Annotated in this window: 26 protein-coding genes; 19 read left to right on the forward strand and 7 right to left on the reverse strand. The window is 63.7% G+C overall.

Going from position 1 to position 21041, the window contains the following annotated elements:
* Positions 1-126 precede the first annotated feature (126 nt).
* From AU465_RS00605 to msrA, 7 genes are all read left to right on the forward strand, one after another.
* Entirely contained in the window at positions 127-336 is a 210-nt protein-coding gene (locus tag AU465_RS00605; RefSeq protein WP_192242990.1) for a Pam3-gp28 family putative phage holin, read from the forward strand.
* Positions 337-434: 98 nt separating this feature from the next.
* On the forward strand, positions 435-674 hold the full coding sequence (locus tag AU465_RS00610) for an ABC transporter permease (protein WP_192242992.1): 240 nt from the start codon (positions 435-437) through the stop codon (positions 672-674).
* Positions 659-853 carry a hypothetical protein gene (locus tag AU465_RS00615; protein WP_192242994.1) on the forward strand — a complete coding sequence of 65 codons (195 nt, stop codon included), beginning with the start codon at positions 659-661 and terminating at the stop codon, positions 851-853. Before AU465_RS00610 ends, AU465_RS00615 begins: the two co-directional genes overlap by 16 nt.
* Positions 853-1176, forward strand: coding sequence for a hypothetical protein (locus AU465_RS00620; protein WP_192242997.1), 324 nt, complete (start codon positions 853-855; stop codon positions 1174-1176). Before AU465_RS00615 ends, AU465_RS00620 begins: the two co-directional genes overlap by 1 nt.
* A gap of 143 nt (positions 1177-1319) precedes the next feature.
* Positions 1320-1556 carry a hypothetical protein gene (locus tag AU465_RS00625; RefSeq protein ID WP_192242998.1) on the forward strand — a complete coding sequence of 79 codons (237 nt, stop codon included), beginning with the start codon at positions 1320-1322 and terminating at the stop codon, positions 1554-1556.
* 271 nt (positions 1557-1827) lie between these two features.
* Complete coding sequence (locus AU465_RS00630; protein WP_192243000.1) at positions 1828-2040, forward strand: hypothetical protein; 213 nt, start codon at positions 1828-1830, stop codon at positions 2038-2040.
* Between the two features lie 290 nt (positions 2041-2330).
* On the forward strand, positions 2331-2849 hold the full coding sequence (gene msrA / locus AU465_RS00635; protein WP_192243002.1) for a peptide-methionine (S)-S-oxide reductase MsrA: 519 nt from the start codon (positions 2331-2333) through the stop codon (positions 2847-2849).
* Positions 2850-2975: 126 nt separating this feature from the next.
* On the opposite strand, the gene AU465_RS00640 is transcribed toward msrA, so the two are convergent.
* Positions 2976-3170: a hypothetical protein gene (locus AU465_RS00640; protein ID WP_095778310.1), complete on the reverse strand. Its 195-nt coding sequence runs from the start codon at positions 3168-3170 to the stop codon at positions 2976-2978.
* 168 nt (positions 3171-3338) lie between these two features.
* Here AU465_RS00640 and AU465_RS00645 point away from each other — a divergent pair, with 168 nt between their 5' ends.
* The gene (locus tag AU465_RS00645) at positions 3339-3608 is read left to right on the forward strand and encodes a hypothetical protein (RefSeq protein ID WP_192243004.1); all 270 of its coding nucleotides are present in this window, start codon (positions 3339-3341) and stop codon (positions 3606-3608) included.
* Between the two features lie 23 nt (positions 3609-3631).
* On the opposite strand, the gene AU465_RS00650 is transcribed toward AU465_RS00645, so the two are convergent.
* The 4 genes from AU465_RS00650 to AU465_RS00665 all read right to left on the reverse strand — a co-directional run bounded on the left by AU465_RS00650 (position 3632) and on the right by AU465_RS00665 (position 5797).
* Complete coding sequence (locus AU465_RS00650; RefSeq protein WP_192243007.1) at positions 3632-4177, reverse strand: PAS domain-containing protein; 546 nt, start codon at positions 4175-4177, stop codon at positions 3632-3634.
* A gap of 565 nt (positions 4178-4742) precedes the next feature.
* The gene (locus AU465_RS00655) at positions 4743-5195 is read right to left on the reverse strand and encodes a GFA family protein (protein WP_192243009.1); all 453 of its coding nucleotides are present in this window, start codon (positions 5193-5195) and stop codon (positions 4743-4745) included.
* Positions 5196-5288: 93 nt separating this feature from the next.
* Positions 5289-5579, reverse strand: a complete 291-nt coding sequence (locus AU465_RS00660; RefSeq protein ID WP_192243011.1) for a hypothetical protein — start codon at positions 5577-5579, stop codon at positions 5289-5291.
* A 50-nt stretch (positions 5580-5629) separates the two neighbouring features.
* Complete coding sequence (locus tag AU465_RS00665) at positions 5630-5797, reverse strand: Thivi_2564 family membrane protein (RefSeq protein ID WP_126100709.1); 168 nt, start codon at positions 5795-5797, stop codon at positions 5630-5632.
* Positions 5798-6209: 412 nt separating this feature from the next.
* Here AU465_RS00665 and AU465_RS00670 point away from each other — a divergent pair, with 412 nt between their 5' ends.
* From AU465_RS00670 to AU465_RS00715, 10 genes are all read left to right on the forward strand, one after another.
* A complete protein-coding gene (locus AU465_RS00670; RefSeq protein WP_126100708.1) occupies positions 6210-6374 on the forward strand; it encodes a DUF3309 family protein in 165 nt (54 codons plus the stop codon).
* Positions 6375-7030: 656 nt separating this feature from the next.
* The gene (locus AU465_RS00675) at positions 7031-8257 is read left to right on the forward strand and encodes an anion transporter (protein WP_192243013.1); all 1227 of its coding nucleotides are present in this window, start codon (positions 7031-7033) and stop codon (positions 8255-8257) included.
* A gap of 153 nt (positions 8258-8410) precedes the next feature.
* Positions 8411-9424, forward strand: a complete 1014-nt coding sequence (locus AU465_RS00680) for a LacI family DNA-binding transcriptional regulator (protein ID WP_192243015.1) — start codon at positions 8411-8413, stop codon at positions 9422-9424.
* Positions 9421-10938, forward strand: coding sequence for a sugar ABC transporter ATP-binding protein (locus AU465_RS00685; RefSeq protein WP_192243017.1), 1518 nt, complete (start codon positions 9421-9423; stop codon positions 10936-10938). The genes AU465_RS00680 and AU465_RS00685 overlap by 4 nt, the downstream gene beginning before the upstream one ends.
* The gene (locus AU465_RS00690) at positions 10938-11996 is read left to right on the forward strand and encodes an ABC transporter permease (protein ID WP_192243020.1); all 1059 of its coding nucleotides are present in this window, start codon (positions 10938-10940) and stop codon (positions 11994-11996) included. Before AU465_RS00685 ends, AU465_RS00690 begins: the two co-directional genes overlap by 1 nt.
* 87 nt (positions 11997-12083) lie before the next feature.
* On the forward strand, positions 12084-13073 hold the full coding sequence (locus tag AU465_RS00695; RefSeq protein WP_192243022.1) for a substrate-binding domain-containing protein: 990 nt from the start codon (positions 12084-12086) through the stop codon (positions 13071-13073).
* Between the two features lie 166 nt (positions 13074-13239).
* Positions 13240-13893, forward strand: a complete 654-nt coding sequence (locus AU465_RS00700) for a LysE family translocator (protein ID WP_376774797.1) — start codon at positions 13240-13242, stop codon at positions 13891-13893.
* Between the two features lie 77 nt (positions 13894-13970).
* Positions 13971-16085, forward strand: a complete 2115-nt coding sequence (locus AU465_RS00705; protein ID WP_376774798.1) for an ABC transporter ATP-binding protein/permease — start codon at positions 13971-13973, stop codon at positions 16083-16085.
* A 214-nt stretch (positions 16086-16299) separates the two neighbouring features.
* On the forward strand, positions 16300-17694 hold the full coding sequence (locus AU465_RS00710) for a polysaccharide biosynthesis/export family protein (protein ID WP_192243027.1): 1395 nt from the start codon (positions 16300-16302) through the stop codon (positions 17692-17694).
* Positions 17695-18847: 1153 nt separating this feature from the next.
* Positions 18848-19261 carry a DOPA 4,5-dioxygenase family protein gene (locus tag AU465_RS00715; protein ID WP_192243029.1) on the forward strand — a complete coding sequence of 138 codons (414 nt, stop codon included), beginning with the start codon at positions 18848-18850 and terminating at the stop codon, positions 19259-19261.
* Between the two features lie 210 nt (positions 19262-19471).
* Here the strand turns inward: AU465_RS00715 and AU465_RS00720 are convergent, their stop codons facing one another.
* The gene (locus tag AU465_RS00720; protein WP_192243031.1) at positions 19472-19738 is read right to left on the reverse strand and encodes a hypothetical protein; all 267 of its coding nucleotides are present in this window, start codon (positions 19736-19738) and stop codon (positions 19472-19474) included.
* 186 nt (positions 19739-19924) lie between these two features.
* Between AU465_RS00720 and AU465_RS00725 the strand changes: the two genes are divergently transcribed.
* Positions 19925-20155, forward strand: a complete 231-nt coding sequence (locus AU465_RS00725; RefSeq protein ID WP_192243035.1) for a hypothetical protein — start codon at positions 19925-19927, stop codon at positions 20153-20155.
* 166 nt (positions 20156-20321) lie between these two features.
* Here AU465_RS00725 and AU465_RS00730 read toward each other — a convergent pair whose 3' ends face one another.
* On the reverse strand, positions 20322-20972 hold the full coding sequence (locus tag AU465_RS00730) for a TIM barrel protein (RefSeq protein ID WP_246505796.1): 651 nt from the start codon (positions 20970-20972) through the stop codon (positions 20322-20324).
* Positions 20973-21041 lie beyond the last annotated feature (69 nt).

The raw sequence follows: 21041 nt of genomic DNA on the forward strand, positions 1-21041 counted from the left end.
CGGCGGCGACGCCCGGCCATCGCCCAGCAAGGCCGCCGGCGTCCTCGCCCTCATGGCGCTGGCGCTCGGCTCGGCCGCCGCCTGGGCCGCGCATCTTCCCTGCAATCTTCTTGGAGTCTTCTGCCAATGATCGCCGTCATTATCCGCATCGCGCTGCGCTATGGCGCCGGCGTCCTCGTGGCGCGCGGCCTGCTCGGCGCCAACGACGCCGCCGCCCTTTCGGCCGATCCCGACATCCAGATGGCGCTCGAAACCGGCGTACCAGGCCTCGGTGGCGAGGCTAAGCGCCAGGCCGACCGCGCTCGCCCGCAAATTCCACTGGTCGAAATGAGGTAGCAAATGGTCGAAGTCTTCACCGAACTCATCCGCCAGGCCTTGCCCTGGGTCATCTGCGCGCTGCTCCTCGTCGGCGCGCTTGTCGTGTGGTGGCTGGCATGACGGCGCTCCTGTCCTTCCTCTCCGGCAATCCCGCCATCCTGGGCGTTTTGGCGTCCCTCATTGCGGCGCTTGGCTGGGGCTTTCACCAAAGGCTCGCCGGCGCCGAGGTCGAGCGCGACCGGCAGGCGGCCAGCGAAGCGTCGGCCCGCGATGTCGCCGACCAGGTCGACAACGATATCGGCGCGCTGCCCGCCGGTGCGGTCAAGAAGGAGCTGAAGTCATGGGCAAGGGACTGATCTCCGCCGTCATCGTCGCAGCGCTCTGCGGCTGCACCACGGCCAAGGGCAGCTTCTGCGCGGTTTCCTCGCCGCTGCGTCTTTCCGGCAAGACCGTCGATACGCTGTCGGACGAGGAGGCGAGGGCGCTCCTCGCCCACAACCGCAAGGGCGCAAAACTCTGCGGCTGGAGGCCTTGATGCACGACATCTTCGATCTGCTCGGCGTCAAGGGCCAAGTGGTGGCCGCCGGCCTCGCAGGCGGGGTGCTGAGAGCGCTGTCGCGCCACCGTTACAAGTTGCGCGAGATGGTGGCCTCGCCGATCTGCGGCGCTTTAGCCGCCGCTTATCTGACGCTGCCCGTGGTCGCCTGGGTTCAGGCGAGCGGCCTGCCGATGCCGGAGGCCGCAGACGACACCGCCACTTTAGCCGCCGCCTTCCTCATCGGCGTCTCGGCCATGTGGATTTCGGACATCGTGTTCGAGGTGGTGGTGAGGCGGTTCAAGACGGCGAAAGAGGAATGAGGCGCCGCTGTTTCGCGATCGCAGGTTCCGGTCGGCAGGGCGCGAGCCGCCGGCAATCGCGAATTTTCTGAACGCTTCATGAACCACCCGGTCTCGTCAGGCGACACAGGGTTGCAGACGAAACCACAACATGGAGAATTCAGATGACCAACATCCTTCGCAATGCACTTCTTGCAGCCGTCGCCGTATCAGCCCTGGGCGGCTCGGCTATGGCAGGCCAGCAGATCTACGAATGCAACAACACGCCGACCAACAAGCTGTGGGCCGGCCGCTGCTGCGGCGTGGGCGATGCCAACTGCCTGGGCGGCGAAAGCCACGGCCAGGGCAGGGGTGACCACGGCAGAGGCGACAATGGCAGAGGCGATAAGGGCCCCAAGTGAGGCTCGCCTCATGGACACGATGTTCGCCGGTGTCTACCGGCGAGCATCGCTCGGTTGTCTTGCTTGCCCCAACCGCTTGAGTGGCTGGAAGAAGCTCGCCGATGGAGAAATCCAAAGGGGGTTCGATATGGGCAACGCCGTTACAGCAAGCAAAAGAACCTGAAACATCGGAGCAGACACGACGGCATTTTTCTGAAACCTCCGTGAAGCATTTCATGTCCCCAGGCGACATATCGCTGCAAATAGACACCATTCGACATGGAGAATTCAGATGACTGCAATACTTCGCAATACTCTTCTTGCCTTCGTTGCCGCATCTGCTTTGGCCGGTTCGGCCATGGCCGACCAGGCCGTCAGGACCGAATGCGAGAACTCGCCGACCAACAAGCTCTGGGCCGGCCGCTGCTGCGGCATCAGCGACAGCAGCTGCCTGGGCGGCGAAGGCCATGATCATGATCGTGGCGGCCGCGGCCGGGAGCGCTGATCTCTTTCGGCATCGAACGCCCTGGCCGAGGCTCGGAGGGCGTTCGCCTTGAAAGTGCCGGCAGACAGTCTGCTGCCATCGTGGCGGTCCTCCGAGCCTCGGCGGGCGTTCGCCTTGAAAGTGCCGGCAGACAGTCTGCTGCCATCGTGGCGGTCGCCGCTTGAGCGGCTGGAAGAAGCAGGCCACAATCCCCACTTATGGAGAAATCCAAAGGAGGTTTCCGCCGCTTGAGCGGCTGGAAGAAGCAGGCCACAATCCCCACTTATGGAGAAATCCAAAGGAGGTTTGATATGGCTTCTTCCGAACGCGCGGTCCTTGCCGGCGGCTGCTTCTGGGGCATGCAGGATTTGATCCGCCGCTTCCCCGGCGTGATCGCCACCCGGGTCGGCTACAGCGGCGGCGACGTGCCGAACGCGACCTACCGCAATCACGGCACCCATGCCGAGGCGATCGAGATCGTCTTCGATCCAGCCAGGACCAGTTTCCGCACGCTTCTTGAATTCTTCTTCCAGATCCACGACCCGACGACCAGGAATCGCCAGGGCAACGATGTCGGCATGAGCTACCGCTCGGCGATCTTCTACACCAGCGACGAGCAGAAGCGGGTGGCCGAGGATACGATGGCCGATGTCGACGCCTCGGGCCTCTGGCCAGGCAAGGTCGTCACCGAGCTTGCTCCGGCCGGTCCCTTCTGGGAGGCCGAACCTGAACATCAGGATTATCTGGAGCGCTACCCTAACGGCTATACCTGCCATTTCGTCCGGCCGGGCTGGAAGCTTCCGGTCCGTGAAAAAGCCGCCGCATCATAAATAGCGGCTACGCAGTCGCCTCTCACTCACGATCACGCCCGCCGTGCCGAAAGGCATGGCGGGCTTTTTTGCGTTTCGGGCGCCAGCTGGCATCTTGCCGGCACGCTCCCGGCTGGAACAGTGGCCTCAGCCTTTGGCCCGGCGGTTCTCGTTTTCGTGGCTGCCGATCCAATGGGCGCGGATACGGTCGCTGGCTTCGAGATAGGCCATGTCGATGAGATAGGTCAGAAGCTTTTCGCCATCGGCCTCAGCCTTCTGACGAAGCTCCCGCAAGATCCCCTGCGCAAACTGCAGGTTTTCCATTTTGCTTGGCTGGTCCATCGGTGCCCCCAATGTCTGCATGGGAAGTTTGGCTCACTATACTTGTACGAAGGTTATGGGTCCGACTCGCGATTAGGCTGTACCCGGTTGCACCCGTGTTCGATCAACGAAGCGGTTGGACATCGCGCGGGAATGTCGATATTTTGCGCCCCCAATCGGATAGCGACCATGCACGAAGACGAGGGCAGCACTCCTGACAAGTTGCAAGCCATGCTTGACGTGATTGCCAGGAGCGAGCCCTCGAGTGGGAGCGGGCAGGCCGATGTCGGCAGGCTGCAGGCCGACGCCGCCAAAGCCGCCAATGTGCTCGTCGAATTCTATGGCGACACAGCCCTTGAGCGAGCCAGGCTTATCGAGCGCCGCTCGCCCCAGTCGCACTTCGCACGCATGGTGACGGCCGAGATCGGCAGGCGCGGCAGGCTTCCGCCCAGAAGCTAGCCCAAAATCTGTCAAAGAACGCCTCAGGAAGATTTGCGCCTCCTCGATTTCTCGCCAAGCCCCTGCTGGATCTCTTCCTGGATGTTGTCCAGGAGGTAGGACAGCATGTCGTGCCCGATCGACCGCGCGATTTCCTTGGCCTGCTCGACATGGTTGTGGATTTCCCGCAGCGAATGCTCCTCGCACGCGGCGTCCTGCGTCAGGTCAACGAACCAGCCGGGGTAGAGCGCTGCCTCGCCCATGCCGTCGACATAGCATTGGCCGACGGCCAGGATCTTGCGCAGCCCCATCTTTTCCGAGCGGACCTTGTAGACCTCGCGGAAGCCTGACCTGCGCTCGATTGCCTTGCGGATCGCCAGCCGAACCCTCGGCTGGTCTTCCCGCTCTATGCTTTGCATCCACCGTTCCAGCGGCGCACCGTGCGAGAATTCCTCGAGCGTCAGGTCGAAATAGGCGGACAGATTTGCGTCGCCATAAACGCGGGCGCGCTTGATGTCCCAGGTCCAGAACCCGTCGATCGGTGGATACCGCATATGCACGTTGCGGCTGCACTCCGGCGCCAACGTCATGAAAACCGCCCCGTCCGGTTTCAAGAATCGTCAGTAGTATGTCGCAAAACCAAAAAGAAACAAAGGTGGTCTTTTGTACAGGGCAGGAAATCATAGGGCCTGCTGCTTGCTTACTTAGCCTAACCGCGTAGTTGGCATGACCAGAAATGCGGATTATGAAAAATTTTCTCTTGCTGAAACAATTTTCACTTCTTCGCCGCAACTGAAGCTCGGCGCTTCACACGATAAGAAAAAGCCTTTGAATTTGAAACAATCTTAAAAGTTGTATTCGCTCGGACGCAGCGCCGAGGCCGGACATTCTATCGTTCTTGCAAGGCCGGCGCGGCAATGCTGGTGTGTTGCCTGAACCGCGCCGGCCGAAGCGGCCTCCAAAAGGTTTCGCCGCGCCGGGGATGCTAGCGGCCGTAGCCACGCCGGCAAACCGACCTGTGGTTGAAAATGTTCGACTTCGAGAAGAAGACGAGGCCCTCGCGGTCAGCGGCCGGGCCATTTCCAGGGCATATTGCCGGCTCGCTGGGACCGATGCTTTCTTTGTATAGGACCTAAGCCTTGCCGCCGCCGGAACTTAGGCCGACTCGCGATACGGCTCCCGCCCTGCCTCCGGTTCGCCATCATCGGCCGCCGAATCGGCGACGGTCCGGTCTTGCTCGAACTGGCGCGCATCGGGCAGGGGATGCAACCATTGCTCGCGTCGGCCTATCCACAGTTCGTAGCTGGGCTCCAGCCCTTCGGTCGGCGCGACATCCAGGCTGCCGATCATCACTTCGACCTCGTCCTCGCCGACCGACGGCAAGCGGCTGCCGCAGGTTGGACAGAAGCTTCGCCCGCCATAGGTGCTGGTGATTCCTTCGCTCTCGAATGCCTGGCGTGGCCATATGGCAAAGGCCTGGTAGGCCGATCCGCTGGTCTTGCGGCAGTCCTTGCAATGGCAAAGGCCGACCCTTAGCGGCTCGCCGGTCACCCGGAACTGGACACCGCCGCACAGGCAGCTGCCGCTGCGCATGACATCGTTGGACATGGCCGTTCCTCCTGCAGCCGGAATCTTTGTGTCATCACCCGCTACAATTCGCGTGCCGCCACAACGGTTCCGCAACGCGGTTGGAAGCGTCGCTCAACCAGGCAAGTCGAAGACCGGTTCCTCGCAGCGGTAGACGCGGCAGGGACCGTCACGGGTCGGAACCGCGATCGATATCGGGACTTCCGGCCAATCACACTCATTGCCGAATTGGCGCACGAAACGATCATAGGTGTTGGGCCCGGTGGTCAGCACCGCGGCGTGCCGGCCCTGGATCAGCGCCTTTGTCTCGGCGCAGGTCATGGCGCGCGTGTCAGGCCGAGCATCAGCGGCGCCTGAAGCCAACAGTGTCGCACCGGCAACAAGAGCTATCGGCACACTTTTCATGGGGGACCGGTTTCCAGCCGTTGCTTTTCGGTGACGAATATGGATCGCTGCTAGAAAACCGCAAGATATCTGAGCAGCGAGACAATGCCGATGATGATGACGACAATCTGGGCGATCTGCCTGGTGCGGCCGTCGAGCGGCAGGCGCTGGATAAGATAAAGCACCAGGATCACCACCAGAAAGGTGATCAAGATGCCGATGAGAATCGATAAGCCCATTTGCCTGCCTCCTTCTGGCCCCAAGTCTTCTAGCCACAAGTCTTCTGGCCCAAGTCGGGCTGCGTCTAACGTTACTGGCAAGGAAAGGTTCCGGATGTCTCGGATCGGGGCAAAGCTGGTATTGCGGAACGCGAGAGGGCGCCGTGCGTTGTTTAGCATCTTCGAATGCTGCGGGATGGAAGATGAAAGACGTTTTCTGCACCGCGGCGATCATTGCATCGATCGCTGTCGCCGTCGTGCTTATGTTGATGGCTCCCAAGGGCCTCGAGGCCAATTCGGTGCCCATCGAAACGTCTGACCAAACCGTTCCGCGGTAGAAATGAATCCGGAGGAATCCGGCGGAAACATGCACGACGCCTGAGGAGTTCATTTCCTCATGACAGGCGCGGATCAGGCGGAAGAGGAAAAGGTTATGGGCCTCGGCACAATTCTCGTCATCATTCTTATTCTGGCATTGCTCGGCGGCTTTAGCGGCTTGGGCGGTGGGCCTTTCTACGGCACCGGTTATTATGGCGGCGGCGGTCTGGGGCTGCTCCTGATCATCGTGATCATTCTGGTGCTGCTCGGACGGCTCTGACCATCGTCCGGTGAGAGCAGGAGGGCGGCGCGCAGAGCCTTCCGTCCGCGACGAACGGCTTGGCGTGATCGCGACAACGCCCAAGGTAGCCATGTCAAACTTTGATGACGAAGTCTTGCCAGCCATGCGAGAAAGCCGGCTTGCGTCGTGGCGGCCGTTTGCGGGCTGCCCGGGGAGCTCGCCGACTCTGGCGGCGTGAGCCGGCGGGCTCCTTCAAACGCGATCCGTCAGGCGTTCCGGCCTTGGCCTCCGCCGCATTCCAGGCATACCGTACTGTGCCCCGGGCAACTCGGCCGGTGCGTGCCTTCCGGACAGCAATGGCCGTTGGAACTGATCCAGCGGGCGCAAATGAAGACTTTCCTGGCGCCATGGCAGCGCCGGCATTCCGTCGAGGGCATCAGATTCTCCTTTAGCGAGACGTGATGCTCCCCTTCAACGACCGCGTTCATCCGTTTAGTCCCCAACGACTGGATTGTCGGCCCGATTTTTTTGAAAACATTACATTAGCCAATTGCAATGTAAAGGCGCAGAGCGGTTGGTCGAAGTTTCGACGATCGACGTTTTCCCTTTGCTTCACCCTTGCTAAAGGTGGTCCGGCAAAGTGCGGTCCGAGCAGATTCTGCCGGGCAGAGCAGGGCGAACGGGAACCTCTGGCAATGACATGGACCGGCGCGGGCGCGCTTTTCATCCTTGTGCTCACCTATGCCGGCGTCGCGGTCGGCCGCTTCCCGGGCCTGCGCCTTGACCGTGCCGGCATCGCGCTGCTCGGCGGCGCCGCCATGATCGCCATCGGCGCGATCGGCATCGAGGACGCCTACCGCGCCATCAATTTCGACACCATCACGCTTTTGCTCGGCATGATGATCGTGGTGGCGCATCTGAAGGTGTCCGGCGCCTTCCGGGCGCTCGGCGGCTTCGCCATCGAGCATGCGCACGCGCCCTTCATGCTGCTGATCATGGTGACGCTTCTGACCGGCGTGCTTTCGGCCTTCCTGGTCAATGATGCGATCTGCCTGGTGATGGCGCCGATCGTCGTCCACGTCACCCACGTCATCAGGCGCAACCCGGTCCCCTATCTCATCGCCACCTGCACGGCCTCCAACTGCGGCAGTGTCGCCACCATCACCGGCAACCCGCAGAACATGGTGATCGGCGCGCTGTCAGGCATTTCCTATCCGGCCTTCACGGCGGCCCTGGCACCGGTGGCGCTGTTCGGCCTCGTCGCCGTCATCGTCATCGTGCGCATCGTCTATCGTGCCGAGTTTTCGCGTCCCGCCGAACTCAGTCCCGAGGTCTATCGCGGCCGCATGCTGCCGGGGCAGGTGCTGAAGGCGACGATCGTCTGCGTGGCGCTGGCAATCGCCTTCTTCGCCGGCGTGCCCGTCGCCAAGGCAGCGCTGATCGCCGGCGCCTTCCTGCTTGTCACCCGCGCGATCAAGCCGCACCGCATTTACCGCGAGGTCGACGGCCCGCTGCTGTTCATGTTCGCCGGCCTGTTCGTAGTGGTGGCGGGCGCCGAGCGCACACTGCTCACCCCCGATATGATCGCCTGGGCAAAGACCACCGGCCTCGACGATGTCTGGCGGCTTTCCGGCTTCACCGCGGTGCTTTCCAACATCATGAGCAACGTGCCGGCGGTGCTGGCGATGCGCCCCTTCATTCCCGGCCTGGAAAACCCGCAGCGCGCCTGGCTGGTCGTGGCGATGAGCTCGACGCTCGCCGGCAATTTCACGCTGCTCGGCTCCGTCGCCAACCTCATCGTCGCCGAGCAGGCGAAGGCGGCCGGCAAGGAACTATCCTTCATGGCCTTCTTCAGGGTCGGCCTGCCGCTGACCTTGCTGACGCTCCTCGCCGGCACGGCCTGGTTGGCTTTCACCTCCTGATTTCGGACTTTTCCGCCCGCGCCAAAAATCTGTCGCGGCTATCTATCGAATCGATTGCGCAAACGTTTCGATGGCTCTATGTTTCGTCAGATCCGCCGAAGAGCGGACGGGAAAGGCATCAAAGGGAGGGGCGCTTGCCGGCACTCCGTTCGCATGCCGACAATGGCTGAGGTCGCGCGCCGCGCCGGCGTATCGGTGTCGACGGTCTCGCATGTCGTCAACCGTACGCGCTTCGTCTCGCCCGAGAAGGCGCAGCTCATCAACGACGCCATCGCCGCCATGGGCTACCAGCCCAACGAACTGGCGCGCTCGCTGAAAGTCGCCTCGACCAACAGCGTCGGCCTCGCCATCTCGGCGATCTCCAACCCCTATTTCACCGACATCATCTGCGCGGTCGAAGCCGAATGCGCGCGGCTCGGTCTCATGGTGTTCCTGTCGGACACGCAGGAAGACCCCGACCGCGAGCTTCAAGTGGTACGCGCCTTCCACCAGCGCCGCGTCGACGGCGTCATCCTGGCGCCGTCGGGCTCGCCGCAGCGGGCGATCGAGTATCTCGCCGACAAGAAGGTTCCGTGCGTCCTGATCGACCGCTTCGCCGACGATCGCTTCGACCAGATCGGCGTCGAGAACGAGACCGCCATGCGGGCGCTGATCGACCACGTCGCCTCCTTCGGCCACCGGCGCATCGGCTATATCGCCGGCCAGCCGGGGCTGGCCACCACCCGCGAGCGCGTCGATGCCTTCCGGGCCTCGCTCGCCGCCAATGGACTTGAATGCCTGCCGCACTATGTCTCGCCGGAGAATGTCGACACGGCGAGCGCCACGGCATCGACGCATGCAATCCTGTCGCTGCCCGCGCCGCCCACCGCATTGGTCACCGGCAACAACATGACGACGATCGGGGCAGTCCGCGCCATCCGCGAGAAGGGTCTTTCGATCCCGCGCGACCTGTCGCTCGTCGGCTTTGACGATTTCGAATGGGCCGATTGTTTCGAGCCCAGGCTGACTCTGGTCGAGCAGCCCTGTACCGAGATCGGTCGCCAGGCGGCAGCGCTGCTCAGCGAGCGCATCGCCTCGAGCGATGCGGCGCCCCGCTCCGTGCGGCTGACGGCGGCGCTCAAGGCGCGCCAATCCTGCGCGAGGCCGGCCCTCACGAGGCCAGCATGAGCACGCCGCTGCTTTCCGTCACCGGCGCCGTCAAGCGCTTCGGCGGCGTGCAGGCGCTGCGTGGCGTCGACTTCGACTTAAAGGCCGGCGAGATCCACGCGCTGCTCGGCGAGAACGGCGCCGGCAAGTCGACGCTGATGAACCTTCTGTCGGGCGTCCATACGCCGGATGAGGGCGAGATCCGCGTCGACGGCAAGCCGGTGCGCTTCAACAATCCGCGCGAGGCGCAGGCAGCCGGCATCGCCACCATCTTCCAGGAACTCGACCTCGTGCCCTCGCTCGACGTCGCGTCGAACCTCTTCCTCGGCCGCGAGCTGATGCGGCCAGGCGGCATGCTCGACGTGCCGGCGATGCGCCGCGAGGCGAAGCAGCGGCTGGAGGCGATCGAGCTCGCCATCGATCCTTCGCGGCTCGTCGCCGACCTCTCGGTCGGGCAGCGCCAGGTGGTGGCGATCGTCAAAGCGCTGTCCTATGCGTCGCGCGTCTTGATCATGGACGAGCCGACGGCGGCGCTCACCGTCGGCGAGGTCGAGCGCCTGTTCGACATCATGAGGAAGCTCGCCGCGACCGGTGTCGGCATCGTCTACATCTCGCATCGGCTGGAGGAAGTCCCTGGTATCGCCGACCGCGTGACGGTGATGCGCGACGGCCGCGTCGCCGGCATCGCCGCGCCGCACGCGCCGCAGGCCGAGCTGGTGCGCTTGCTGGTCGGGCGGCCGCTGGACGAGCTTTATCCCGAACGTGCCAAGAGCGCCGGCAGGACGCTGCTGAGCCTCAAGGATGCAAGCTTCAGGCTCGCCCGCGAAAGCGCCGGCTGGCAGCCGCCGAGCGGGATTACGCTCGAGGTCAAGGAAGGCGAGATCGTCGGGCTCGCCGGGATCATGGGGGCAGGGCGCACCGAGTTGCTTTCCGCGCTCTACGGCACCGGCCTCGCCGGCCGCTGGCAAGGCGAGGTAGCGGTCGACGGCCGGCCGGTGAAGCTCGAATCCATCAACGCGGCGCGCAAGGCGGGCATCGCCTTCGTCACCGACGACCGGCGCGGCAGCGGCCTGATGCTTCGGATGGCAGTGGGCTTGAACCTGGTGATGTCGGTGATCCGCCGCATCTCGCCAGCCGGGCTGATGTCGCCGCGCCGCCAGGCGGAGGCCGTGCGGCAATCCTTCGGGCAGTTTGACATCCGCCCGAAGAACCCGGACATCGCCGTCGGCGCGCTGTCGGGCGGCAACCAGCAGAAGGTGGTGCTGGCGAAGGAAATCCTCGGCAATCCGCGGCTGTTGCTGCTCGACGAGCCGACGCGCGGCGTCGATGTCGGCGCCAAAGGCGAAATCTATGCGCGCCTGCGGGCGCTCGCAGCGCAGGGGCTGGGCATTCTGGTCGCCTCCAGCGAGATGCCGGAGCTGATCGGGCTGTGCGACCGGATCGTGGTGCTGCGCCAGGGGAGCAATGTGGCGGAATTCATCGGCGGCGTCGACGAGCACACCGTGCTTGCCGCGGCAAACGGCAGGGAGGCCTGATGTCGGACCAGAAGATTTCGGTGGCGGCAAGCCCTTCGGTACCCGCTGCTCCGGCAGCGAGGCGCGTCGACCCGCTGGCGATCATCGTGCGCTTCCAGAGCCTGATCGGCCTGGTGCTGGTGGCGATCGGCGGCGTCATCTTCTCGCCCCGGCGCCATGGCGAGATCCTGTTCCTTAACCCCGACAACATCGCCAACATCGTGCGCGCGGTGTCGGAAACCGGCATCATCGCCATCGGCATGACCTTCGTCATCATCACCGCCGGCATCGATCTCTCGGTCGGCGCGGTGCTCGGCCTTTCCGCCGTGGTGACCGCCACCATGATGATCTCCGGCGGCTTCGGGCTGATCTCGACCATTTTGGCCGTGCTCGCCATGGGCATCGTCTTCGGCGTCGTCCAGGGCACGATTTCCACCCGCTTCCGGCTGGAGCCGTTCATCGTGACGCTCGCCGGCCTGCAGGCGGCGCGGGGTCTCGCGCTGATCGTCTCCGGCAACCAGTACATCAACATCTCCTATGGCGACGGACCGGGCCTGGCGCCGCCGGTCTTCGCGGTGCTGGGCGAGCGCCTGTTCGACAACACCGTGCCGGTGGCGACCATCGTTTTCATCATCTTTGCTGCTTTGGCCACGCTGGTGCTCAACACCACGCGCTTCGGTCGCTACGTCTATGCCGTCGGCGGCAACGAACGCGCCGCGCGCATTTCCGGCGTGCCGGTGTCGATGGTGAAGATCTCGGTCTACGCCATCACCGGATTTGCCTCCGCGCTTGCCGGCATCGTGCATGCCGGCCAGTTCAACTTCGGCAGCGCCAATGACGGCATGGGCTATGAGCTGACCGCGATCGCCGCCGTGGTCATCGGCGGCACCAGCCTGTTCGGCGGCGCGGGCTCGATGGTCGGCACCGTCGCCGGCACCATCATGCTCGGCGCCCTGGCCAACATCCTTCAGCTCAACAACATCACCCCCGCCACGCAGTTGCTCGCGACCGCCGCGATCATCGTCTTGGCGGCAGTGCTTCAATCCCTCGTTCGCCGCCGCGAGGGTTTGGGACGATAGGAGGTCGGCGGCAGCATTCCGTAAGAGCAACCCCAGGAACTGCAACGAAAGTCTGGCAACTCCCGCCAGATGAGGAGGAGACTGAGCATGAGAAGCATAGAGAGAGGAATGAGCCGCGCGCTGAAATCCGTGCTCCTGGCAGGCGCCGGCCTGTGCATGGCGGGCACTGCCCAGGCGGCCGACCCGATGGTGAAAGCCTGTGCCAAGGACGGCCAGTTCGTTATCGGTTTTTCGCAGGCCAACAACGCCGAGCCCTATCGCCAGCACGTCAATGACGAGCTGACGGCGGCGGCCAAGGAAGTGCCGGGCTTCACGCTGCAGATCGCCGACGGCGCCGGCAACGTCAACACGCAGACCTCGCAGGTCGACAATTTCATCACCCAGAAGGTCGATCTTCTGCTGATCTCGCCCTTCGAGGCCGCCCCGCTGACGCCGGCCGTGAAGCGCGCCATGGATGCCGGCATTCCGGTGATCGAGCTCGACCGCAAGACGGTGGGCGACCCCGGCAAGGACTACACGGCCTTCATCGGCGGCGACAATTTCAAGATCGCTGAGGAAGCCGGCAAGTACACGGCCTCGAAGCTTTTGCCCGATGGCGGCGAGGCGGCGGTGCTGGAAGGCTTGCCGAGCTCGACGCCGGCAGTGGAGCGCTTGAACGGCTTCAAGGAAGGCGTGAAGGCCAATGCCAAGATCCAGATCGTCGCCGAGCAGGCCGCCGACTGGGTTCCGGATAAAGCCCAGACCGCCTTTTCGGCCATGCTGCAGGCGCATCCCGACATCAAGGTGCTCTATGCCTCGAACGACATGATGGCGGCAGGCGCGCTGCTGGCCGCCAAGGGCGCCGGCAAGGACGTCAAGATCATCGGCACCGACGGCCTGCCGGGCCCGGCCGGCGGCATCGAGGCGGTGGCCAAGGGCGACTGGGCGGCGACCTTCACCTATCCGACCGGCGCCAAGGAAGCGATCGAGATGTCGAAGAAGATCCTGCTCGACTGCGCGACGTCCGTTGAGCCGACGGTGACGGTGGACACCACCGCGATCACCCCGGAGAACGCCAAGCAACTGGCCGGGAAGTAGGGCAGGGCTCTCCATCGAAGATGTTGCGACAAGGCCCCGGCGACGGGGCCTTGTTTTCTTTTTGGGGCTCCTGCTGGCCGAACGGATCGGCCCGCCAGGGTGGTGACAATCAGCTTGGCGCGTGCATTGTTTGCGCGGCAACCGACATCGACCTGGGAGAAGAGCCTTGTCCGAGATTGCAACGATCCTTTCCATCCTTGGCGTTTTCCTGCTGGGCGCGATGAGCCCCGGGCCGAGTTTCGTCGTCGTCTCGCGTATCGCGGTGGCCGGTGAGCGCTCGGACGGCCTGGCGGCAGCGATCGGCATGGGCATTGGCGGCTTCATCTTCGCCACCATTGCGGTGGCGGGCCTGACCGCGCTGCTCGTCCAGGTCGCCTGGCTGGACATTTTCCTGCGCATCGCCGGCGGCGCTTATCTGTTGTGGATCGGCATAAAGATCTGGCGCGGCGCCAACGAGCCGATCGACATCGCCAGCGATGCCTCGGTGCGCGCCGGCTCGTTCTGGCGGGCGTTGCGCCGTGCGCTTCTGGTGCAGCTTGCCAACCCGAAGACCGCGATCTTCTACGCCTCGATGTTCGCAGCCATGCTGCCGGCATCGCCGCCGCTCTGGATGCTGCTCATCCTGCCGCCGCTGCTCTTCCTGAACGAATTCGTCTGGTACGCGGTCGTCGCCTTCGCCTTTTCCTCCAGCCGGCCGCGCGCGGCCTATCTCGGCACCAAGCACTGGATCGACCGTGCCGCCGGCGCCGTCGTCGGCGCGCTCGGCCTGAAGCTGATGTGGGAAGGCATAGCCGCCGCGCGCCGGGGTTTCGCCGGATGAGGTGACATCGAGGCCCGGCGAGGGCATCTCGTGCGGACATTGTGAAACTTTCTGATTTTCAGGCCGTTGTCGGCCTGATGTCAGAGACTAGATCCAAACAGAAGGCGGCCGGCGCCAAACCAAACGGTGCCGGGAAGTCGCGACCGCAGGAGTCGCGCGAAGAGACGTCGCGCCCAGAGGAAGCGCGCGAAGAGGAAGCGCGCGAACGGAAGCCGCGCCCGGAAAAATCGAGCGCCTCGGAAAAATCGAGCCCAAAGAAATCAGCCGACATGAAGGAGCCGGCCGCCGAAGCCGCGCCCGAGGTGAACGGCCAGGCCGCGCCGCCCCCGCCCGAGGCCGTCGAGCCGGATCCCGAGCTGACGCCGCAAAAGGCCGAGCAGGCTCGCAAGAAATACCTTTTGAGGCGTTTCTGGATCAGCGGGCGCGGCTATTGGGGCCGGCACGGCGACCGGCTCGCCTGGCCGTTCACGATCGGGGTGCTGGTGCTGATCTGCGTCAATGTCGGCTTCCAGTATGGCATCAATGTCTGGAACCGCGCGTTTTTCGACGCCATCGAGCAACGCAACGTCCACACCGTCTATGTGCTCAGCGCCGTGTTCCTGCCGCTGGTGGCCGGCACGGCCAGCCTTGTCGTCGCGCAGGTCTATCTGCGCATGACGATCCAGCGCCGCTGGCGCTCCTGGCTCACCACATCGGTCATCGCGCGCTGGTTGGCCAGCGGCCGCTACTATCAGTTGAACCTCGTTGCCGGCGACCACACCAACCCCGAGGCCCGCCTCACGGAGGATCTGCGGATCGCCACCGAGTCGCCCGTCGATTTCATTTCCGGCGTGCTCAACGCGTTCCTGTCGGCCTCGACCTTCATCGTGGTGCTGTGGACGATCGGCGGCGCGCTCACCCTGACGCTCGACGGCGCGAGCCTGATCATTCCCGGCTTCCTTGTCGTCACGGCGGTCATCTATGCCGCCATCACCTCCACCTCGATGGTGGTTATCGGCCGCCATTTCGTGCAGCTTTCCGAGCAGAAGAACCAGGCGGAGGCCGAGTTCCGCTACGTGCTGACGCGCGTGCGCGAAAACGGCGAGAGCATCGCACTGCTCGGCGGCGAGGAGGAGGAGCGCAGCGGCATCGACAGGAATTTCGGCCATGTGCTGAGGCAATGGGCGCTGCTGACCGGCCAGCACATGCGCACGGCGCTGGTGTCTCAAGGGTCGAGCCTGTTCGCGCCGGTCGTGCCGGTGCTGCTGTGCGCGCCGAAATTCCTCGAAGGCTCGATGTCGCTTGGGCAGGTCATGCAGGCCGCTTCCGCCTTCGCAATCGTGCAGGGCGCCTTCGGATGGCTGGTCGACAACTACCCGCGCCTCGCCGATTGGAATGCGTCGGCCCGCCGCATCGCCTCGCTGATGATGTCGCTCGACGGGCTGGAGCGCGCCGAACGGAGTGAGGCCTTCGGACGCATCAGGCACGGCAAGACGGAAAACGGCGCCATGCTCAGCCTGGACGACCTCTCCGTGACGCTCAACGACGGCACCGGCGTGGTCAAGGAGACCGAGGTCGAGATCGAGCCGGGCGAGCGGGTGCTGGTGGCCGGCGAATCCGGCACGGGCAAGTCGACGCTGGTGCGGGCGATCGCCGGTCTGTGGCCGTGGGGCGGCGGCAGGGTCAATTTCCACGCCGACAGGCGCCTGTTCATGCTGCCGCAGCGCCCCTACATCCCCACCGGCACGCTGCGTCGCGCGGTTGCCTATCCCGCTCCCGCCGACAACTGGACGGTCAAGAAGATCAACGCCGCCCTCGACAAGGTCGGCCTCGGCTACCTGAAAGACCGGCTGGAGGAAGACGCGCCCTGGGACCAGACGCTCTCCGGCGGCGAAAAGCAGCGCCTCGCCTTCGCGCGCCTCCTGCTGCATGAGCCCGACATCGTCGTGCTCGACGAAGCGACCTCGGCGCTCGACGAGAAGAGCCAGAACAGGATGATGGAGACGGTGATCCAAGCGTTGCCCAGGGTCACCATCATCAGCGTCGCCCACCGCGCCGAGCTGGAAGCTTTTCACAGCCGCAAGATCACGCTCGAGCGGCGCGAGGGCGGGGCGAAGCTGGTCAGCGATGTGGAGCTTATTCCGCGCAAGAGGAAGCGGGGCCTGATCACGCGGGCTCTATGGGGGAGTGGGAGGCGGGGTCGAGGGGCGTGAGGCGGGAGTGGGCGAACTCAGTACGTGCCATAGCCGTCCCCGACGGATCGATAACTACTACGCTAGAAGGAGACGGCCCCTAAGCCTTTTGCGGAGCTTGGCGCTGCCGAGAGTGCTTTTCTATCATGAGTTTTTGGTGCGGCATCCAGCCGCGCAGTACGGGTCACGCAGAACAAATAGCGGGGAGGGGACGCACAGCCGGTGGGGTTCAGTGATGAACCATGTGCAGGGTACCCAATCAGGATGCTTCCATCAGGCCTTCACCTTTATTAGACGACTGGTTTCGAGTTTACTTCCTGGAATGCGCGCCAGGGGCTGCACCCGCGCGCTATGCCTCATTTCGCTATGCCTCGTTCTGCTGCTGGGACTTCCGGCGAGGAGCCAGTCGACGGCTGACGACAGACTAGGCCCGGGAGACAGTATTGAACTACACGTCTGGCACTGGACTGCGCTGCGCGGCGGCGTTTTAGAGGGGTTGCAACTCAACCGAAACTTCAGCATCGACTCGACCGGCAGGCTTGAGCTTCCAAACATCGGGAGCATTGCCGCCGCAGGCCTGCGTACGGACGAGTTGGCAAAGCTGATTGCCGATCGCTTGCAAGCCAGGAGTGGCCTGCCCGAGCGGGCAGAGACGATCGTCCAGCGCATCCTGAAACCGGCCACCGAAACGACAGGTTCCGTGGAGCCCGAAGGCGACCAGCCAAAGGCACTCAAGGAAGCTGCGCGAACTTTGCCTGGCGAGCATGAGCAGGCTTTACGCCGCGAATTGGCGGCAGCACGAGCGGCGCTGGACGTCATGCAGCGCAACGCGCGCGACGCAAGCGCCGAGGCACATGCAGTGGCCGACAAGGCGGCCAAACAAGCACAAGATCTGCAAAAGCAGCGGCAGAAAGCCAAAGCGCTCGCGCTAGATCTGGAGGCGGCGAGACGCGTTATCGAAGGCTTCAAGGCCGAGGCCATTGTCTGGGACAATGAAAAGGCCGCGATGCTTAATGCGGATCGCTCAGCAGAAGCCTCCCAGGCTGCCGTTCAGCGGACGCTTGATGAGGAGCGGCATAGGGTTGAGCTCCTGGAGCAGGAACTCGCCGCGTCCCGCCGTGCCGTCGACGCTCTGAAGACAAACGCAAATCTGGCGGCGTTCGAGCAGGCCAACGCCATAAAGGACCGGCAGGTGGCCGAGGCAGCATTGAAGCAAGCTGGCGAAGCGCTGGCGCTGGAACGCCAACGGGCAGATGCCGCCGCGCGTGATCTCGACAGTGTGCGCAAGGAACGCGACGCTTCACGGGAGGCCGCGGCAGCGTTGAGCGCGGCGTTGGAACAAGAGCGTGAAAGATCTATCGGCCTGGCCCGCAGCCTCAGTGCAGCGCGGCAGGCAATTGGCATCGTCAAGGCGCAGCGTCGCACGGTGGGCATGAGACGCATGCCGAAAGCGCCTATCCCCGCCAGTTCTCTTGCAAGCATAACAGAGCGCTCCGGGTCTGCGCGTAAGCCGCCGGACAAACAGAGGGTCAAGGTCCAAAGGTCACCGCAACCTGATCTGGTGGCGACCGTAGCTCTTCCCGCCGCTTTGCTCCCGATGCGACCACCGAAGCTCGACCCTCGCCAATGAAGAGTGGTGAGCCGCAACTATGCTGCCGGGGAGTGTGGCCATGAAAAAATATGTCGCAGCGGCGTTGGCGATCGGGATCACAATCGGCCCTGCCTCGGCTGTTGACGTAGGCGTAGGCGGCACGGTTGGCGGTGTCGGGGTCGGCGCTGGATTGAGCGCCGGTTCGCAAGGCGTGTCGGCGGGCGTGGACGCGAGCGCCGACGGTGTAGGTGGAGCAAACGTTGGCGCATCGGCCAGCGGCAGCAGATCACTCGGCGTTGGTGCCGGCGGCAACCTGGGCGGCATAGGCGCAGGTGTGTCGACGGGCGCCCGTGTGGGCGACCATCCTTCCGTCCAAAGCGGGCCGGCTGCCTCTGCCCGGCGCCCGGCCGCAGTCACCACAGCCCCCGCTTTGGCCAAGACCGCAGTACAATCCATCATTCTGCCTGGCGCCCTCCAGCCTTCCAGAGCTGCCAACGGTGACCTCCGGCGGGTCACCGAGCGGCATCCGTCTGGGGTCCTGTCACCTCTGAAAGCGAAACCTGGTACGCCGGCTGCCGTGGTGCGCGCCTGTCGCGCGGCGATCATGACCGCCGCGAAGCCCCTTGGCGCCGTGCGTGTCTACGCTGCAAGCGCAGGTCCCTCGCGACAACTTCAAAGCGGACTTAACGCCCCGATCGCGGTGCGCATAGACTATGAAAGGCAAGGCGGCATTGAAGTCAGGCAGGCGCGAGTCGCTTGTCGCCTCAATGCGGCAGGGATGGTCACCGCGGTGATTTAGAAGCAGGAAGCGGCCTCTGGCCGTTGCTGGTCCTCGCGACAGTTGCAACCACATAAGCTGCGTTCGCCTTGGACGCGCTGGCAATCGCATATGGCAGCGCCATCCTCCTCTCCGGCCGCTGCGTGGCCACCTCTGCCCCATTTCACGCGGGCGAGGAACCCAAGCTTTCCATGGCCGCGACCTCGGCGATTGGCATTCGCTCGCCCCCGCAACGTGGGGGGTCCGAAGGACGGGCGAGACCTGTGGCTCGCCCCGGCACGGTGGCTCGGCGAAGCCGAGACGGAGCGGGGCCGGCGCTGCCATCTGCGATCCTTCGAGCAGCCGAAGATTCCACAAGTCCTTGCATCGTCGATATGATGCACGAGCTCTGCACAATCGAAGGGGAGCATCGAAGTGAACGAAGTCAGTCCAAGGCCAATCGCCGAGATCGCCAGCTACCACGCCCATATCTACTACGCCGGGCCAACCGAGCGGCAGCATGCCGAATGGCTGCGCCTGCGCATCGGCGAGCGTTTCCGCGTGCGCCTGGGCAACTGGCGCGACGAGCCGGTCGGTCCGCATCAGCAGGCCATGTACCAGGTCTCGTTCGCGAACGAGATTTTCGCTTCGCTCGTTCCCTGGCTGATGCTGAACCACGGCGGCCTGAGCATCCTCATCCACCCCAATACCACCAACCCCAAGCGCGACCATCTGATCGACCCGATCTGGATAGGCCGGCCGCTGGGGGTGAGCGGCGAAATTCTGGGCGAAGATGATGAGGCGGAAGAGGCGCTGGAGGTGAATACGGAGCCGACGCTGGGGGCGTAGGGGCGGCGCTATCGGCAATATGAGGCTCCGCCTCGGAAAATCGCGCTCACCGGCAGTTTAGCTCAGGCGGGCGACCGACCGCTCTGCGCCGATCTCGGTCGTGGGATTGAATAATGCGGATGCCTTAAAGCAGGCATTGTGAAGACCACACCGAACTTAGCGCCGCTTGGTACCATGTGCTCGTGCTAGAGACCGTCGGGCTAACGAGCTTCAAGGATTTCGTTCGCTAGTAAGTTCCTGTATTTTCTCGAGGAGGTTCTTGACGAGTAGCTGGTAGACCTGCGTGAGCTCGCTTGGCGATAATTCAACTCTGATGTCGTACTTGCCAGAATAGTTCACCTGCAAATCAACGGTCCCGAACAGCGTCGTAGCGCCATCGCGAATGTCGGTCGCTACGATCATGTTCGGCAACGGCTGATCAAGCAAAATGACGCCCAGTTCGCCGGGGTGATTGTGCGTTGTCGTGCGGATCCTCACAGCGTCAAACCTCCTTGTGAGACGAGAGCCCGCCTCTCCACATCAGCATCGTCTAGTGTCGGAGCTCTCCGGCTCTGTCCAAAATAGAAGCGATCCCCTGAAAACGCGAGGAACAAAAATCGATGGTATCGGCGGAGCCGCGAATCTGTGCTAAGCGGCCCCCCAACCAACCAAAGGATTACACCAGTGAGCGAACCGACGGTGGCCGAGGCAACCGAAAGTATTTATGCCTCGCTGCGGGCGGACAATGCCGACATCGACGCACATATCGCGACACTTAAGGCAGCGCTGACACGAGAGGGGATAAAACAGGCGGTGTTCGATCCAACTAAGTTGGCACAGAACAACCGCTCGGGTCGCAAGTTGATGCAGGCTTATTTTCGGCAGCGCGGCGTGAGCGTGAGGTTTTCGGACTAGAACCGCACTGCGCCGTTGGCAGTGCTCGGCCGGTCCGGCGGTTTGCCAATTGGAAGTCGAGACTGCGCCGCATGTCCACCCTAGGACCAGCTTGGCCGCTTCCTGAAAGCAGACATTGTCCTGCGACTACACTAGAGGTCCTGATAGCGCCAGCACTGAACCTCCACTACGCATCTGGTCGGTCGGCGAAAACATCGCACATATGCTCAAAGGCTCGCGCGACGGCGAGACGGGGTGGGGCGACCGCTGGGTCCTGCTCGGCTTCGACCACGAGCCACCCGCCATAGCCTTGATCCCTGACAAAGCGGGCAATTGGGACGAAGTCCACGATCCCATCTCCCGGCACTGTGAATACTCCCCTGCGCACACCGGCATTGAAGCTCAGATCGCCGGTACGGACTTCTTCCAGAACCGGCCTGCGGATATCCTTGAGGTGGATATGGTTGATACGGTCTCCAAAGCGCTCGATCAGTCGGACGTAGTCAAAGCCGGCTGCCACGGCGTGACCGGTGTCGAGCAGCAAGCCTGTCTCTGGTCCCACTTTGTCGAAGATTCCCGAGATCTCGTCGAATGTCTCGGCAACCATCATCAGATGATGATGGTACGCAAGTTTAAGATCGTACTCCTCGGCAAGACGCTTCGCGAACTCGGTCAACCGCGCAGCATACGCAGCCATGTCTGCCTTCGGCATGATTACTCGCTTTGACATCGGAACATCGAGCGGCGATCCCGGCGTCATCATCGCGACCTCGCCGTAAACCATCACTTTGCAATCCGTCGCGTGCAGGAGGCCGGCATGGCTGGCGACCGCTTCCATTTCTTCGCCAACGCCATGTTCAGCTAGGGTCAGGACTCATTGATCCAGAAGATGAAGGCTGCAGCGAAG

The organism is Mesorhizobium silamurunense, assembly GCF_014843905.1.
GTDB lineage: Bacteria > Pseudomonadota > Alphaproteobacteria > Rhizobiales > Rhizobiaceae > Mesorhizobium > Mesorhizobium silamurunense.